General features: G+C 57.8%; 9 protein-coding genes, 3 rRNA genes and 1 pseudogene. 6 read left to right on the plus strand and 7 right to left on the minus strand.

The annotated features are described in order from the left end of the window. Positions 1-74: 74 nt before the first annotated feature. The gene (locus tag GEV39_RS15090; protein ID WP_173890103.1) at positions 75-503 is read right to left on the minus strand and encodes a PACE efflux transporter; all 429 of its coding nucleotides are present in this window, start codon (positions 501-503) and stop codon (positions 75-77) included. Positions 504-604: 101 nt separating this feature from the next. On the opposite strand from GEV39_RS15090, the gene GEV39_RS15095 reads away from it, so the two are divergent. The 4 genes and pseudogenes from GEV39_RS15095 to GEV39_RS15105 all read left to right on the plus strand — a co-directional run bounded on the left by GEV39_RS15095 (position 605) and on the right by GEV39_RS15105 (position 4,430). Beyond that, complete coding sequence (locus tag GEV39_RS15095) at positions 605-1,483, plus strand: LysR family transcriptional regulator (RefSeq protein ID WP_173890105.1); 879 nt, start codon at positions 605-607, stop codon at positions 1,481-1,483. A 142-nt stretch (positions 1,484-1,625) separates the two neighbouring features. Next, positions 1,626-2,657 (plus strand): annotated as a pseudogene (gene mcpA / locus GEV39_RS26545) (methyl-accepting chemotaxis protein McpA); the annotation flags it as partial. 114 nt (positions 2,658-2,771) lie between these two features. Next, on the plus strand, positions 2,772-3,512 hold the full coding sequence (locus tag GEV39_RS26550) for a methyl-accepting chemotaxis protein (RefSeq protein ID WP_370593823.1): 741 nt from the start codon (positions 2,772-2,774) through the stop codon (positions 3,510-3,512). A 132-nt stretch (positions 3,513-3,644) separates the two neighbouring features. Next, the gene (locus GEV39_RS15105; RefSeq protein WP_173890109.1) at positions 3,645-4,430 is read left to right on the plus strand and encodes a sulfite exporter TauE/SafE family protein; all 786 of its coding nucleotides are present in this window, start codon (positions 3,645-3,647) and stop codon (positions 4,428-4,430) included. Here the strand turns inward: GEV39_RS15105 and GEV39_RS15110 are convergent. The 5 genes from GEV39_RS15110 to GEV39_RS15130 form a co-directional block, all read right to left on the minus strand. Next, positions 4,412-4,972, minus strand: a complete 561-nt coding sequence (locus GEV39_RS15110; RefSeq protein WP_173890111.1) for a histidine phosphatase family protein — start codon at positions 4,970-4,972, stop codon at positions 4,412-4,414. The genes GEV39_RS15105 and GEV39_RS15110 overlap by 19 nt on opposite strands. Positions 4,973-5,037: 65 nt before the next feature. Beyond that, positions 5,038-6,846: an ABC transporter ATP-binding protein/permease gene (locus tag GEV39_RS15115; RefSeq protein WP_173890112.1), complete on the minus strand. Its 1,809-nt coding sequence runs from the start codon at positions 6,844-6,846 to the stop codon at positions 5,038-5,040. Positions 6,847-7,066: 220 nt separating this feature from the next. Beyond that, positions 7,067-7,182 (minus strand): 5S ribosomal RNA (rrf, locus tag GEV39_RS15120). Between the two features lie 134 nt (positions 7,183-7,316). Continuing rightward, positions 7,317-10,209 (minus strand): 23S ribosomal RNA (locus tag GEV39_RS15125). Positions 10,210-10,490: 281 nt separating this feature from the next. Then, a 16S ribosomal RNA gene (locus GEV39_RS15130) occupies positions 10,491-12,028 on the minus strand. The 16S, 23S and 5S rRNA genes sit together here, the layout of an rRNA operon. A 538-nt stretch (positions 12,029-12,566) precedes the next feature. Here GEV39_RS15130 and rhtA point away from each other — a divergent pair. Together rhtA and GEV39_RS15140 are read left to right on the plus strand one after the other, a co-directional pair. Further along, entirely contained in the window at positions 12,567-13,454 is an 888-nt protein-coding gene (gene rhtA, locus GEV39_RS15135; protein WP_173890114.1) for a threonine/homoserine exporter RhtA, read from the plus strand. Positions 13,455-13,643: 189 nt separating this feature from the next. After that, positions 13,644-13,925 (plus strand): hypothetical protein, encoded by a 282-nt coding sequence (locus GEV39_RS15140; RefSeq protein ID WP_173890116.1) that lies wholly within the window; start codon positions 13,644-13,646, stop codon positions 13,923-13,925. A gap of 39 nt (positions 13,926-13,964) precedes the next feature. Here GEV39_RS15140 and GEV39_RS15145 read toward each other — a convergent pair whose 3' ends face one another. Then, positions 13,965-15,773, minus strand: a complete 1,809-nt coding sequence (locus GEV39_RS15145; RefSeq protein WP_173890118.1) for an aminopeptidase P family protein — start codon at positions 15,771-15,773, stop codon at positions 13,965-13,967. Between the last annotated feature and the right edge of the window lie 135 nt (positions 15,774-15,908).

A 15,908-nucleotide genomic window follows, 5' to 3' on the forward strand; every position in this document is an offset into this window, starting at 1 on the left:
GGCCAAGCCCGCTACTGAAGGCTATGCACCGGTCCAGCAGCGGGTGTACCACGCGGTGGACTGTAGAGCCGGCGTCAAGCCTTGGCCATGGCCGAGGTCGGTAAGCCGAAGATTTGGTCAAACATCCAGTTGTAGGCAAAGGTGTAGCAAGGGATCAGCACAATGAACGCCATGTCCACCAGCAATGCCTCTACCAGCGTCATGTCCAGCCACCAGGCAATCAGCGGAATCAGATACACCACCAGGGTCAGCTGAAAGCCGACCGCATGCGCCACCCGTCGCGCTACGCTGCGTCCGCGCTTGGCCTGGCGGCTTTCCCAGCGCTCGAACAACGTGTTGAAAATCAGGTTCCAGAGCATGGCAATGGTTGTGATCATCACCGCCAATGGCCCGGTATGCGACGCCTGGCTGTCCGACAGGTAAGCCAGCCCGAGGGTCGACATGCTCAGCCCTATCAGCTCATAGCACGTCACGTACACCAGTTTGCGCTTCAGACCCTGCACCTACATTTACCTCCAATCACAATAAAGAAGGGCGCGATAATGATTCACTTTGCTTGACAGCAAAAGTCAGCAGCTGTCAGATCTACTGACAGGAGGCTGCCATGAATTTTTCCAGCGACAACATCCAGCTGTTTCTTGCCGTGCTCGACCGCGGCTCGTTCTCCGCCGCCGCTCGCGCCCTCAAACGGGTACCGTCGGCGGTCAGTATGGCTATTGGCAATCTGGAAGCGGAGCTGGGATACGGCCTGTTCGAACGCGGGCCGCGCGAAGTTCGGCCCACCGCCCGGGCCTTGGCCCTGGAACCGCACGCCAGGCTGATTGCCGAGCAACTGGGGCTGCTGCAAGTCCATGCCTTGGAGCTATCACAGGGCCTTGAAAGCAGCTTGACGCTGGCGGTGGTGCCTGACATCAATCACCGCCCGTTGCTGGCGGCTATCGCCGACCTCGGTGTGCGCCACCCATTGCTCGATATCGCTTTGCTTAGCGCCCCGCAGGAAGAGGCCCTGCACTTGCTGGACAGCGGCCGCGCCGATCTTTGTGTGGCTTTCGCTGGCCTGCAGGTGGATGCGCGCCGGGGCTTTCAGCACATCGGTATGGAAGCCTTGGTCGCCACCCTCGCCCCGAGCCACCCGGCGCTGCGTGAAGCACGCATCCACTACCTCGAAGACCTGACCCGCGTGCGTCAGATCCTGGTGCGTAGCCGTGACCTGCCGCTGGCCGATCCACGCCCGCTGATCGGCGCTACGCACTGGTCTACCGACAGCTTCGACCTGGCCCTGCAGATGGTCGAAGCCGGCCTGGGCTGGGGCGACCTGCCGTTATCTCGGGTGGCCCCACTGTTGGCAACCGGGCGCCTGGTGCGTCTCGCCTTTCGTAATACCCACAACGAGTTGCAACTGCCGGTGCATATCCTGTGGCGAAAACAACAGCCATTGCAGCAAGCAGCGAGATTGCTGATAGAGCAATTGGCCAAGGGCTAAGCGCCGTCTGTCGAAAGGCCTGTAAGAAATTACTGTAAGTACTTCAATGTTTTACCCCCGGAGCCGATATCCCGGTCGATAGGCCCCGCAGAACGTCATAAGCGCCCTGCGTCCTCCCCACATTGGCTCAAGGTCTCGAAACATGAACCTGAAATTTCGCCACAAAATCCTGCTCAGCGCCTGCGGCGTCGTGGTCCTGGCATTCGCCCTGTTCACGCTTTATAACGACTACCTGCAACGCAACACTATCCGCCAGAACATAGAAGCCTCGGTGCAGCAGTCCGGGGCCCTGACCGCCAGCAGCGTGCAAAACTGGATGAGCGGGCGCATCCTGGTGCTGGAAAACCTGGCACAGGATATCGGCCAGCAGGGTGCCGGCGAGACCCTGGCCGGGTTGATCGAGCAACCCTCCTACACGCGCAACTTTCTGTTCACCTACCTGGGTCAGGCCAACGGCGTATTCACCCAGCGCCCGGACGCTCAGATGCCTGCCGGTTACGACCCACGCCAGCGGCCCTGGTATGCAGCGGCGGCCAATGCCGGGCAAACGGTGCTGACGCCACCTTACCAGGGCGCGGTCGGTGGCCTGATGGTCACTATCGCCACCCCGGTGAAAAGCAAGGCCACGGGTGAAATGGTCGGTGTAATTGGCGGCGACCTGACCCTCGATACTCTGGTGGAGATCATCAACTCGGTCGATTTCGGTGGCCTCGGCCACGCGTTCCTGGCCGATGCCAATGGCCAGGTCATCGTCAGCCCGAACAAAGACCAGGTCATGAAAAACCTGAAGGATATTTACCCCGGCAGCGACCTGCGCGTTGCCGCCGGCATGCAGGACGTCACCCTGAACGGCCAGGACCGGATCATTTCGTTCGCGCCGGTCGCCGGGCTGCCTTCGGCCCAGTGGTACATCGGCCTGTCGATCGACAAGGACAAGGCCTACGCTGCACTCAGCCAGTTCCGCACATCGGCCATCATCGCCATGTTGATTGCCGTGGCGGCCATTGCCGGCCTGCTGGGCCTGCTGATTCCGGTACTGATGCGCCCGTTGACCACCATGGGCCGCGCCATGCGCGATATCGCCGAGGGTGAAGGCGACCTGACCCGCCGTCTGGTGGTGCAGAACCAAGACGAATTCGGCGAATTGGCAACGTCGTTCAACCGTTTTGTCGAACGCATTCACGCCTCGATCAGCGAAGTGTCGTCAGCCACCCGCCTGGTGCATGACCTGTCAGAGAAAGTGGTCAGCGCGTCGAATGCGTCGATCAGTGGCTCCGAAGAACAGAGCATGCGCACCAACAGCGTGGCAGCAGCCATCAACGAGCTGGGCGCCGCGACCCAGGAAATCGCGCGCAACGCCGCAGATGCCTCGCAGCATGCCAGCGGTGCCAGCGAGCAGGCCCACGGTGGCCGGGAAGTGGTGGAAGAAGCGATCAACGCCATGACTGCGCTGTCGCAGCGTATCAGCGAATCGTGCGCACAGATTGAAACGCTCAATGCCAGCACGGATGAAATCGGCAAGATTCTCGACGTGATCAAAGGCATCTCGCAGCAGACCAACCTGCTGGCACTGAACGCGGCGATCGAGGCGGCACGCGCCGGCGAAGCGGGTAGAGGCTTTGCCGTGGTGGCCGACGAGGTACGCAACCTGGCCCACCGGACCCAGGAATCGGCAGAAGAAATCCACCGCATGATCACCAGCCTGCAAGTCGGTTCACGCGAAGCGGTGCACACCATGAATACGAGCCAGGTTTCCAGTGAGCAAACCGTGCAAGTGGCTAACCAGGCCGGTGAGCGCCTGGCCAGCGTCACCCAGCGTATTGGCGAGATCGACGGTATGAACCAGTCGGTGGCCACCGCTACCGAAGAGCAGACAGCCGTGGTGGAAAGCCTCAATCTGGACATCACCCAGATCAATGCGCTGAACCAGCAAGGGGTGGAGAACCTTAATGAGACCCTGCGCCACTGCGATCAACTGGCGCAGCAAGCCGGCCGCTTGAAGCAGCTGGTGGGGAGTTTCCGGATCTGAGAAGCCGGGGGCGCCCAGCGCCCCTAGCTTTACGCGGTTATAACCTAATAACGAACAAGTCTATTTGGCTATAAAAAAATCTATATGCTGGCTGCATCCGATAACGGGCAATGTTGGGCGGTCGAGTAGCGTATGGATGTAGGTTCTTTTGGTTTCACCATTGCGGGACTGGTCGTGGGTTTCATCGTCGGCATGACCGGCGTCGGCGGCGGCTCGCTGATGACCCCGATCCTGTTGTGGTTCGGTATCAACCCGGCAACGGCTGTCGGCACCGATTTGCTCTATGCCGCCATCACCAAGGCCAGTGGGGTCTGGGTGCATGCACGCAACAAGAACATCGACTGGAAGATCACTGGCCTGCTCAGCCTCGGCAGCGTGCCTGCGGCCGCATTGACCCTGTGGTTCCTGAGCACCCTGCATACCGACACCTCGGCGCTCAATGCCATCATCAAACAAGGCCTGGCTGTGGTGTTGATCCTCACCGCGTTGGCCATTCTGTTCAAATCGCGGCTGCAGGCTTTCGCCAGCCACCATGCCGGCGATCACTACCACCTCAGCGCAGGTGCGCTGAACACCCTCACCGTGCTGACCGGCGTGGTACTGGGGGTGATGGTCACCCTGACCTCCATCGGCGCCGGTGCCCTGGGTACCGTGGCGTTGTTCCTGCTGTACCCGTTTCTGGTCACCCGTCGCCTGGTCGGTACGGAAATCGCCCATGCCGTGCCGCTAACGCTGGTGGCAGGCCTTGGCCATGCCGGCATGGGCAATATGGACTGGCCGCTACTGGGCTACCTGCTACTGGGGTCACTGCCGGGCATCTACCTGGGCAGCCACCTCACCGGGCGGATCTCCGACCGCGTGCTGCGTCCGTGCCTGGCCGCCATGCTGTTGTTGATCGGCTACAAGCTGGCGTTTTGAAATTCACCCAGGCGCAGCCGCCACTGCCCGGTATGGCTCAGTTCCAGGCGTGACAACGGCAACACATCGATACGCTGCCCGGCACTCATCGGGCAGCCTAGTACCTGCACCAGCACGGCACGCATGACCTGCGGATGGGTGACCGCCAGCCATTCACCCGGCCTGTCGAACGCCGCCAGCCAGGCGGCCATCCGCTGGCACAGCGCAGCGAACGACTCCCCACCATGCACGGCACTGGCTGGCTCCTGCAGCCAATCGGTCAACGCTTCTGGTTGCTCGGCCTGCAACTGCTTAAGCGCCATGCCCTGCCAATGCCCGAGGTCGCAATCGGCCAAGGCGGGCTCGACATGCACTGTGCTCGACAACCACGCCGCTGTTTCGCAGGCGCGCCGCTCTGGTGCCGTCAGCAGCTGCACAGCTGGCAGCACAGGCGCTGGCGGTTGCGAAAGCGGCAATATGCCGTCATCGGCGCGGTGCAGGCGCCCGGTCTTCTGGGCCCGAGTCAGGGCATGGCAAATGAGGGTCAAGCGGGTAGCTTTCATCAAGTGTCTCGGGTGGCTGGCTGGTGCACAGTGTTTGGCATGCTGCGAGGCAGGCAAGCTGAACACTATGCCAGCTCTGGCTCCTGCGCCACCAATGACCAACCGCCACGCCCATCCACCTCCAGCCGGTGTGTATGAAAACCTGCCAGGGTGCTGCGGTGCCCGACACTGAGCAACAGTGCACCAGGCATTTCCGAGCGCAGCAGCGCATACAGGGCATGCTCGAGCCCCTCATCCATCGCTGAGGTGGACTCATCAAGAAACACCACCTGCGGCCGGTTGAACAGGACCCGGGCAAAAGCCAGGCGCTGCTGCTCACCCACCGACAGAATATGCGACCAGTCGCAGCTGAGCTCCAGGCGCTCGGCCAGATGCCCAAGATTGACCTGGTGCAGTACTTGCTGCATACGCGCCTGATCCTCTGGCTGACCCACTACCGGGTAGGCAATCACCGTGCGCAGGTCCCCCAAAGGCAAATAGGGACGCTGCGACAGGAACAGCGCCTGATGGCCCAGCGGGCGCCGCACCTCACCTTCGGCATAGGGCCATAGGCCAGCCAGGGCGCGCAGCAGAGTGGTCTTGCCGCTGCCTGAAGGCCCCTTGATCAACAGCGCCTGGCCAGCTTGCAGGCTCAGGTTCAGATCAGTGATCAGGGCGTGTCCATCCGGGCGCAGCACCTTCAGGTCGGCAATCTGCAGCGCATGGGCCCGCTCCGCGGTGAGTACCCGCGGCAATGCCCTTGCCTGCGCGTTGGCATCGAGAAAACCGGTCAGACGGTCCAGCGTAGCCCGGTACTGCGCGAATGCGTCGTACGATTCACGAAAGAACGACAGTGCATCCTGCACCTGCCCAAATGCCTGAGACGTTTGCATGACGTCACCCAGCTTGATTGCCCCGCTGAAGAAGCGCGGTGCCTGCAGAATGAACGGGAATACGACCGCCACCTGGCTGACCCCCAGGTTGAAACCACTGAACTTGAGGTTTCGGAATACCAGTGCCCAGGCATTCACGATCAGTGCCGCGAAGCGCCCCAGCAAGGTGCCCCGCTCAACCTCGCCACCTTGGTAGAAAGCGACGTTCTCGGCATTTTCACGCAGGCGCATCAGCGCATAGCGGAAGTTGGCGGTGAGTTTTTCGTTGAGGAAGTTCAGGCGAATCAAAGGCTGGCCCAGGCGGAAGGCGATCCAGGTGGCAATGATCACATACAGGTACACTGCAAACACCATCGCCCTGGGAATTTCAACACCGGCCACGGCCAACGGCGCCGACAACCCCCAGAGGATCCCGGTGAACGCCACCAAGGACACCAGCGCACTGACTGCCCCCAAGGCCAAGGACAGGGAGTTGCTGACGAAGGCGTTCACGTCCAGCTCGATACGCTGGTCGGGGTTGTCGACTGGTTCGGCAAGAAATTGACCACGGTAGTAAGCATCACCGTGCATCCAGTCACGGGTCAGCCGCTCGGTCAACCATACCCGCCAGGTGATGCTGAAGGCTTGGGTCACGTAGAAAGTGCAAAGTGATCGCAGCACATGGATGCTAGCCAGCACGGCGAAGACCCCGAGCAGGTACCAGAATGCCACTTGATTCAAGCCTTGGAGAGCGCTGTAGAACCCGTTGTACCAGAACGAGAACAGCACATTGAGGCGTACGGAAAACAACGTCAGGACCAGCAGCAAGGCAAACACCAGCAGTGGCCGCCAACTGCGTTTGTAACTGAAATAAGGCCCCGCAAGTTGCCAAAACTGGCTGCCCCAGCGGGCGTAGCGTATGGCCAGAATAGCGGCGGCTGTGAAGCCGACAAAGGTGATGAACGAGGCGATTGCCAGCCAACTCAGGCTCTCTTGCAAGGCCTGGTGCCAGTTCATGTCCATGGTGAAAGTCCGTGCTGAGTATTTCCGCGAGCGTAGCACTGCCCTATAACGCTTCAAGCATACATGACGTACATTTCATGAAAGCTGGCTGGCACCCGCTGCGCCGGTGTTCGCGGGCACGCCCGCTCCCACAGGGATTGTTGTGAGGCCAGGGGACTTTTTGGGAGCACAAAGACAAAACCCCTACCTGCCTGTGCAGATAGGGGTTTTGCGAAATGAATCTTGACGATGACCTACTCTCACATGGGGAAACCCCACACTACCATCGGCGATGCATCGTTTCACTGCTGAGTTCGGGATGGGATCAGGTGGTTCCAATGCTCTATGGTCGTCAAGAAATTCTGTAGCCAGAATGTCCAGATGGACAGCCCAGCGAATTCGGATATGTGATGTTTGTGATGCGTTGCGAACTTTCGGTTCATGTCATCTTCACCACCGCAATCTGCGCTAGCAAATTGCTTGGGTGTTATATGGTCAAGCCTCACGGGCAATTAGTATTGGTTAGCTCAACGCCTCACAGCGCTTACACACCCAACCTATCAACGTCGTAGTCTTCGACGGCCCTTTAGGGGATTCAAGATCCCAGTGAGATCTCATCTTGAGGCAAGTTTCCCGCTTAGATGCTTTCAGCGGTTATCTCTTCCGAACATAGCTACCCGGCAATGCCACTGGCGTGACAACCGGAACACCAGAGGTTCGTCCACTCCGGTCCTCTCGTACTAGGAGCAGCCCCTCTCAAATCTCAAACGTCCACGGCAGATAGGGACCGAACTGTCTCACGACGTTCTAAACCCAGCTCGCGTACCACTTTAAATGGCGAACAGCCATACCCTTGGGACCGGCTTCAGCCCCAGGATGTGATGAGCCGACATCGAGGTGCCAAACACCGCCGTCGATATGAACTCTTGGGCGGTATCAGCCTGTTATCCCCGGAGTACCTTTTATCCGTTGAGCGATGGCCCTTCCATACAGAACCACCGGATCACTAAGACCTACTTTCGTACCTGCTCGACGTGTTTGTCTCGCAGTCAAGCGCGCTTTTGCCTTTATACTCTACGACCGATTTCCGACCGGTCTGAGCGCACCTTCGTACTCCTCCGTTACTCTTTGGGAGGAGACCGCCCCAGTCAAACTACCCACCATACACTGTCCTCGATCCGGATAACGGACCTGAGTTAGAACCTCAAAGTTGCCAGGGTGGTATTTCAAGGATGGCTCCATGAGAACTGGCGTCCCCACTTCAAAGCCTCCCACCTATCCTACACAAGCAAATTCAAAGTCCAGTGCAAAGCTATAGTAAAGGTTCACGGGGTCTTTCCGTCTAGCCGCGGATACACTGCATCTTCACAGCGATTTCAATTTCACTGAGTCTCGGGTGGAGACAGCGCCGCCATCGTTACGCCATTCGTGCAGGTCGGAACTTACCCGACAAGGAATTTCGCTACCTTAGGACCGTTATAGTTACGGCCGCCGTTTACCGGGGCTTCGATCAAGAGCTTCGCTTGCGCTAACCCCATCAATTAACCTTCCGGCACCGGGCAGGCGTCACACCCTATACGTCCACTTTCGTGTTTGCAGAGTGCTGTGTTTTTAATAAACAGTCGCAGCGGCCTGGTATCTTCGACCGGCATGAGCTTACGGAGCAAGTCCTTCACCCTCGCCGGCGCACCTTCTCCCGAAGTTACGGTGCCATTTTGCCTAGTTCCTTCACCCGAGTTCTCTCAAGCGCCTTGGTATTCTCTACCTAACCACCTGTGTCGGTTTGGGGTACGGTTCCCAGTTATCTGAAGCTTAGGAGCTTTTCTTGGAAGCATGGTATCAACCACTTCGTCGCCTAAAGGCAACTCGTCATCAGCTCTCGGCCTTGAAATCCCGGATTTGCCTAAGATTTCAGCCTACCACCTTAAACCTGGACAACCAACGCCAGGCTGGCCTAACCTTCTCCGTCCCTCCATCGCAATAACTGGAAGTACAGGAATATTAACCTGTTTTCCATCGACTACGCTTTTCAGCCTCGCCTTAGGGACCGACTAACCCTGCGTCGATTAACGTTGCGCAGGAAACCTTGGTCTTTCGGCGTGCGAGTTTTTCACTCGCATTGTCGTTACTCATGTCAGCATTCGCACTTCTGATACCTCCAGCAAGCTTCTCAACTCACCTTCACAGGCTTACAGAACGCTCCTCTACCGCATCATCATAAGATGATACCCGTAGCTTCGGTGCATGGTTTGAGCCCCGTTACATCTTCCGCGCAGGCCGACTCGACTAGTGAGCTATTACGCTTTCTTTAAAGGGTGGCTGCTTCTAAGCCAACCTCCTAGCTGTCTAAGCCTTCCCACATCGTTTCCCACTTAACCATGACTTTGGGACCTTAGCTGACGGTCTGGGTTGTTTCCCTTTTCACGACGGACGTTAGCACCCGCCGTGTGTCTCCCATGCTCGGCACTTGTAGGTATTCGGAGTTTGCATCGGTTTGGTAAGTCGGGATGACCCCCTAGCCGAAACAGTGCTCTACCCCCTACAGTGATACATGAGGCGCTACCTAAATAGCTTTCGAGGAGAACCAGCTATCTCCGAGCTTGATTAGCCTTTCACTCCGATCCACAGGTCATCCGCTAACTTTTCAACGGTAGTCGGTTCGGTCCTCCAGTCAGTGTTACCTAACCTTCAACCTGCCCATGGATAGATCGCCCGGTTTCGGGTCTATACCCAGCGACTAAACGCCCTATTAAGACTCGCTTTCGCTACGCCTCCCCTATTCGGTTAAGCTCGCCACTGAATATAAGTCGCTGACCCATTATACAAAAGGTACGCAGTCACCTAACAAAGTAGGCTCCCACTGCTTGTACGCATACGGTTTCAGGTTCTATTTCACTCCCCTCTCCGGGGTTCTTTTCGCCTTTCCCTCACGGTACTGGTTCACTATCGGTCAGTCAGTAGTATTTAGCCTTGGAGGATGGTCCCCCCATATTCAGACAAAGTTTCTCGTGCTCCGTCCTACTCGATTTCATTGATAAGAGATTTTCGTGTACGGGGCTATCACCCACTATGGCCGCACTTTCCAGAGCGTTCCACTAATCTCAAATCAACTTAAGGGCTGGTCCCCGTTCGCTCGCCACTACTAAGGGAATCTCGGTTGATTTCTTTTCCTCAGGGTACTTAGATGTTTCAGTTCCCCTGGTTCGCCTCTTGCACCTATGTATTCAGTACAAGATACTCAGCTTATGCTGAGTGGGTTCCCCCATTCAGAGATCTCTGGATCACAGTCTGTTTGCCGACTCCCCAAAGCTTATCGCAGGCTACCACGTCTTTCATCGCCTCTGACTGCCAAGGCATCCACCGTATGCGCTTCTTCACTTGACCATATAACCCCAAGCAATCTGGTTATACTGTGAAGACGACATTCGCCGAAAATTCGCATTTCGCTCAATTAAGAGCAGAACTCACAAATTTTACCTTAGCCTGATCACACACCAGTGAAAGTGCATGTCAGTCTATATCTATCACATATCCGAATTTTTAAAGAACGGTCTGACAAAAGTCAGAAATCAACATTCATCAACGAATGTTCATTTCTGAATTCTCATCAGCAAATGAATCAAGCAATTCGTGTGGGAGCTCATCAGCAGGCTGATGTCGTCGATTAAGGAGGTGATCCAGCCGCAGGTTCCCCTACGGCTACCTTGTTACGACTTCACCCCAGTCATGAATCACACCGTGGTAACCGTCCTCCCGAAGGTTAGACTAGCTACTTCTGGTGCAACCCACTCCCATGGTGTGACGGGCGGTGTGTACAAGGCCCGGGAACGTATTCACCGCGACATTCTGATTCGCGATTACTAGCGATTCCGACTTCACGCAGTCGAGTTGCAGACTGCGATCCGGACTACGATCGGTTTTGTGAGATTAGCTCCACCTCGCGGCTTGGCAACCCTCTGTACCGACCATTGTAGCACGTGTGTAGCCCAGGCCGTAAGGGCCATGATGACTTGACGTCATCCCCACCTTCCTCCGGTTTGTCACCGGCAGTCTCCTTAGAGTGCCCACCATAACGTGCTGGTAACTAAGGACAAGGGTTGCGCTCGTTACGGGACTTAACCCAACATCTCACGACACGAGCTGACGACAGCCATGCAGCACCTGTGTCAGAGCTTCCCGAAGGCACCATTCCATCTCTGGAAAGTTCTCTGCATGTCAAGGCCTGGTAAGGTTCTTCGCGTTGCTTCGAATTAAACCACATGCTCCACCGCTTGTGCGGGCCCCCGTCAATTCATTTGAGTTTTAACCTTGCGGCCGTACTCCCCAGGCGGTCAACTTAATGCGTTAGCTGCGCCACTAAAATCTCAAGGATTCCAACGGCTAGTTGACATCGTTTACGGCGTGGACTACCAGGGTATCTAATCCTGTTTGCTCCCCACGCTTTCGCACCTCAGTGTCAGTATCAGTCCAGGTGGTCGCCTTCGCCACTGGTGTTCCTTCCTATATCTACGCATTTCACCGCTACACAGGAAATTCCACCACCCTCTACCGTACTCTAGCTTGCCAGTTTTGGATGCAGTTCCCAGGTTGAGCCCGGGGCTTTCACATCCAACTTAACAAACCACCTACGCGCGCTTTACGCCCAGTAATTCCGATTAACGCTTGCACCCTCTGTATTACCGCGGCTGCTGGCACAGAGTTAGCCGGTGCTTATTCTGTCGGTAACGTCAAAACAGCAAGGTATTAACTTACTGCCCTTCCTCCCAACTTAAAGTGCTTTACAATCCGAAGACCTTCTTCACACACGCGGCATGGCTGGATCAGGCTTTCGCCCATTGTCCAATATTCCCCACTGCTGCCTCCCGTAGGAGTCTGGACCGTGTCTCAGTTCCAGTGTGACTGATCATCCTCTCAGACCAGTTACGGATCGTCGCCTTGGTGAGCCATTACCTCACCAACAAGCTAATCCGACCTAGGCTCATCTGATAGCGCAAGGCCCGAAGGTCCCCTGCTTTCTCCCGTAGGACGTATGCGGTATTAGCGTTCCTTTCGAAACGTTGTCCCCCACTACCAGGCAGATTCCTAGGCATTACTCACCCGTCCGCCGCTGAATCAAGGAGCAAGCTCCCGTCATCCGCTCGACTTGCATGTGTTAGGCCTGCCGCCAGCGTTCAATCTGAGCCATGATCAAACTCTTCAGTTCAATACTGCTTGGGTTTTTAAGAAACCCTAAACTTGGCTCAGCAACCTCAAATGACTATGTGATTTCTCGCATGGCCACTTGTGATGCTGATAATCTTTTTGACTATCAGTCCATACTCACAAGCACCCACACGAATTGCTTGATTCGATTTGTTAAAGAGCGATTGGCTGAGAGTGCTTCGTCTCAACCGAGGCGCGCATTCTACGCCTTCCTCATTTACTGTCAAGCGTTTATTTTGAAGTTTTTTGCGAGAAACTCGTTTAGCTTCAAACACTTGACTCAACACAGTGGCTGGCAGTGCCTGCTACCGCGTTGGAATGGTGCGCATTATAGGGCGGCGATTTTGTAGGTCAACCTTTAATTTCAATAATTTAGGTTTTCCGCAGAATCCCGGCAGCCGAGCAACAGCGTGCTCGCCCTGCACCCTGCCCTGCACGCTAGTCAGCGCTACAAAACCTCTGCAGGGCACCTTGCCCACTACCCTGCTAATTGCGCACTATATTGCTCACCCCCCCCTTCCAAGGAATGCCGCCCTTAAATGAACACCCAGCCCCGCAGCCTGGCCGCCACCCTCTTTCCGATAGGCTTGCTGCTGATTGCCATGGCATCTATCCAGTCAGGCGCTTCCTTGGCCAAAAGCATGTTCCCCATCGTTGGCGCACAGGGCACCACCACCCTGCGGCTGATCTTCGCCAGCATCATCATGCTGCTGATACTGCGCCCCTGGCGGGTTCGCCTGACCGCCAAAACCCTGCGCAACGTCATCATCTATGGCATGGCCCTGGGCGGCATGAATTTCCTCTTTTATATGGCACTGCAAACGGTGCCCATCGGCATTGCCGTGGCCCTTGAGTTCACCGGTCCGCTAGCCGTGGCACTGCTATCGTCGCGTCGACCCACTGACTTCCTCTGGATCGCATTGGCCATTATTGGCTTGCTGCTCTTGCTGCCAGCCGGCCATGGCGGACAAGCACTTGACCCTGTGGGTGCAGCCTATGCCCTGGGCGCGGGAGTTTGTTGGGCACTGTATATCCTGTTCGGGCAACGCGCCGGGGCCGAGCACGGCATCCAGAGTGCCGCCTTGGGCGTTGTAGTAGCCGCCCTGTTCGTCGCACCTATCGGCATCGCCCATGCCGGCAGCGCATTGCTCACACCGGCGCTGATTCCCGTAGCACTGGCCGTTGCAGTGCTGTCCACCGCCTTGCCCTACAGCCTGGAAATGGTTGCCCTAACGCGCATTCCGGCGCGTACTTTCGGCACCCTCATGAGCATCGAGCCTGCATTCGGGGCGTTATCGGGCCTTGTATTCCTTGGTGAAGTGCTGACAACTACACAGTGGCTGGCGATCCTGGCGATCATTGCGGCCTCTGTGGGCACCACGCTGTCTATGCGCAAGGAAACCAGCCCACCCATCGCCGCCGATTGATATGAGAAATATTTCCATTTGAGAGCGTATTAGTGATTGTCGCGATCGGCCCCGCTGATTAAGCTGTCACAGCATCATAATTTTTATGCTATTTACTGAAGCGAACACCGACGCTGAGGACATTCAGGAAGAACCGAAGCGATAACGACAGGGTCTGACATTGGATTCGCCCTGCATATAAGGACAGGAATGAAACGTATTTTTCTCATCCTGGCCATCTTGGCTATTGCTGGATGTGCCGCCACGGCCAAGACCGAGGTCAAAAAGGGCAAAAAGGGCCTGCATATCAATTGCTCCGGCCTTTCATCCTCGTGGGACAAGTGCTACAGCAAGGCTGCAAGCGCTTGCAGCACCCGCGGTTACCGAGTGGTCGCGCGGTCTGGTGACAGCGACGAAGAAGAAGGTGACTATTTGTTCGGCATCAATCCAGCGGGCTATACCAGCCGCAGCATGATCGTCATCTGCAAATAGTAGCAAGGGCAGCGCATCGGCTGCCCTCTTCGCCGCGCTTTACAGCGGCGCTGTACGCGCTTTGAGCCAACCCAGCGCATCCCCTTTCAACAACGGGGCCAAACGCTCCCGCACGTGGGCATGATAGCCATTGAGCCACTCCAGTTCGCCCTGGGTCAGTCGTTCGGGCAGGAGGCAGCGGGTATCGATCGGGCACAGTGTCAAGGTCTCGAATTTCAGGAAGTCACCGAAGGCGCTGGTGCCTGCTTCGCGGTTGACCACCAGATTCTCGATGCGTACCCCCCATTGCCCAGGCCTGTAAGTGCCCGGCTCGATCGAGCTGATCATACCTGCCTGCATGGCCGTATGGGGCGCCGGTGCCGCCTGGTAGGCAATCACTTGCGGCCCCTCATGCACATTGAGGAAATAGCCCACCCCGTGCCCGGTCCCATGCCCGTAGTCGACCTGATCAGCCCAGATGGGCGCGCGCGCGATGGCATCGAGCAGCGGCGACAGGATTCCGCGGGGGAACGTAGCCCGCGACAGGGCGATCATGCCTTTGAGCACGCGGGTGCAGTCTTCCTTCTGCGCGTGGCTGGGAACGCCCACCGGTACCATGCGAGTGATGTCAGTAGTGCCCCCCAGGTACTGCCCACCCGAATCGATCAGCAACAGCCCGTTGCCTTCGATGCGTGCATGCGACTGCTCGGTGGCGCGGTAGTGCGGCATCGCACCATTGGCATTGAAGGCTGCAATGGTCGAAAAGCTCAGCGACACGAAATTCGCCCGCCGTGCACGTGCAGCACTCAATTGCTCGTCCACTGTCAGCTCGGTGACGACCTCTCGGCCAAGGTTGGCTTCCAGCCAGGCGAAGAATTCGCACAACGCCGCCCCGTCTTCCTCCATGACCTGACGGATGTGGGGAAGATCAGCGTCACCTTTGCAGGCCTTGCTCAGGGTGGTGGGGTTCAGCCCCTCGACCAGCTCCACATCCGCCGGCAAGTTGGCCAACAGGCTGCAGGTGACGCGTGCCGGGTCCACCAGTAGCCGGCTGCCTGCCGCCACGGCAGCCAGCGCCTGCCCTGCTTCGCTGTAGTCGCGCACTTCGACACCGTCGCTCGCCAGTACCTGGCGCAGGTGCGCATCCACCTTGCCTTGGCCAACGAACAGCATGGCCTGCTGCTGGCTGACCAAGGTGAAGGCCAGAAACACCGGGTTGTATGAGACGTCGCTACCGCGCAGATTGAACAGCCAGGCAATGTCATCGAGGGTGGCAATGAAGTGCCAGTCGGCCCCCTTGGCCTGCATGGCCTGGCGCAACTGCGCGAGCTTTTGCGCCCGGCTCGTCGTGGCGTGCGGCTGCAAATGCTGATAGACCGGATTGCCAGGCAGCGCCGGACGCCCGTCCCACACCTCGCCTAGCAGGTCCTGGTCGGTTACCAGCCGCGCCCCGCGCGCCTTCAGGCGCTCTGCCAATTGCCGCGCCGAGGCCAATGCCATGACGGCACCATCGACTGCAACGGTGCCGTTGGGCTCGGCGTGCTCGCCCAGCCACTCCAGCGCGCCAGGCTTACCCGGCGACAGCTTCATCAGCTCAATGCCACTGCCGGCCAATTCGTGCTCGGCCTGTTCCCAGTAGCGGCTATCGACCCATAGCCCGGCAAACGCCGAGGTGACCACCAGCGTACCCACCGAGCCATGAAACCCCGACAGCCACTGGCGCCCTTGCCAATAGCCGGGCAGGTATTCGGAGAGGTGCGGGTCGGCCGAAGGCACCAGCAGGGCATCGATGTGCCTTGCGGCCATGGCTTGGCGCACCCGCACCAGGCGCTGTGGCACGCTTTGTTCAAAGGGGGTATGCACGTTCATGCGCTCTCCTGCGGCTACATCAGGGTTTATCCAATAGGCGGATAATGGAGCAGGCGCCAAAGCCCTGCAATCGCCCAGGCGTGAACCGGAACCGTCCTACACCAGGACCACCGATCCAGTATTGCTGAACTTCCG

This window comes from Pseudomonas sp. NY5710 (assembly GCF_013305665.1).
Taxonomy (GTDB): domain Bacteria; phylum Pseudomonadota; class Gammaproteobacteria; order Pseudomonadales; family Pseudomonadaceae; genus Aquipseudomonas; species Aquipseudomonas juntendi.

Excerpts from the sequence above, each read along its gene's own strand:
- GEV39_RS15110 (WP_173890111.1), bottom strand. The coding sequence starts at position 4,972 with ATGAAAGCTACCCGCTTGACCCTCATTTGCCATGCCCTGACTCGGGCC.
- GEV39_RS15115 (WP_173890112.1), bottom strand. The coding sequence starts at position 6,846 with ATGGACATGAACTGGCACCAGGCCTTGCAAGAGAGCCTGAGTTGGCTG.
- GEV39_RS15145 (WP_173890118.1), bottom strand. The coding sequence starts at position 15,773 with ATGAACGTGCATACCCCCTTTGAACAAAGCGTGCCACAGCGCCTGGTG.
- GEV39_RS26550 (WP_370593823.1), top strand. The coding sequence starts at position 2,772 with ATGCGCACCAACAGCGTGGCAGCAGCCATCAACGAGCTGGGCGCCGCG.
- GEV39_RS15140 (WP_173890116.1), top strand. The coding sequence starts at position 13,644 with ATGAAACGTATTTTTCTCATCCTGGCCATCTTGGCTATTGCTGGATGT.
- GEV39_RS15095 (WP_173890105.1), top strand. The coding sequence starts at position 605 with ATGAATTTTTCCAGCGACAACATCCAGCTGTTTCTTGCCGTGCTCGAC.
- GEV39_RS15105 (WP_173890109.1), top strand. The coding sequence starts at position 3,645 with ATGGATGTAGGTTCTTTTGGTTTCACCATTGCGGGACTGGTCGTGGGT.
- rhtA (WP_173890114.1), top strand. The coding sequence starts at position 12,567 with ATGAACACCCAGCCCCGCAGCCTGGCCGCCACCCTCTTTCCGATAGGC.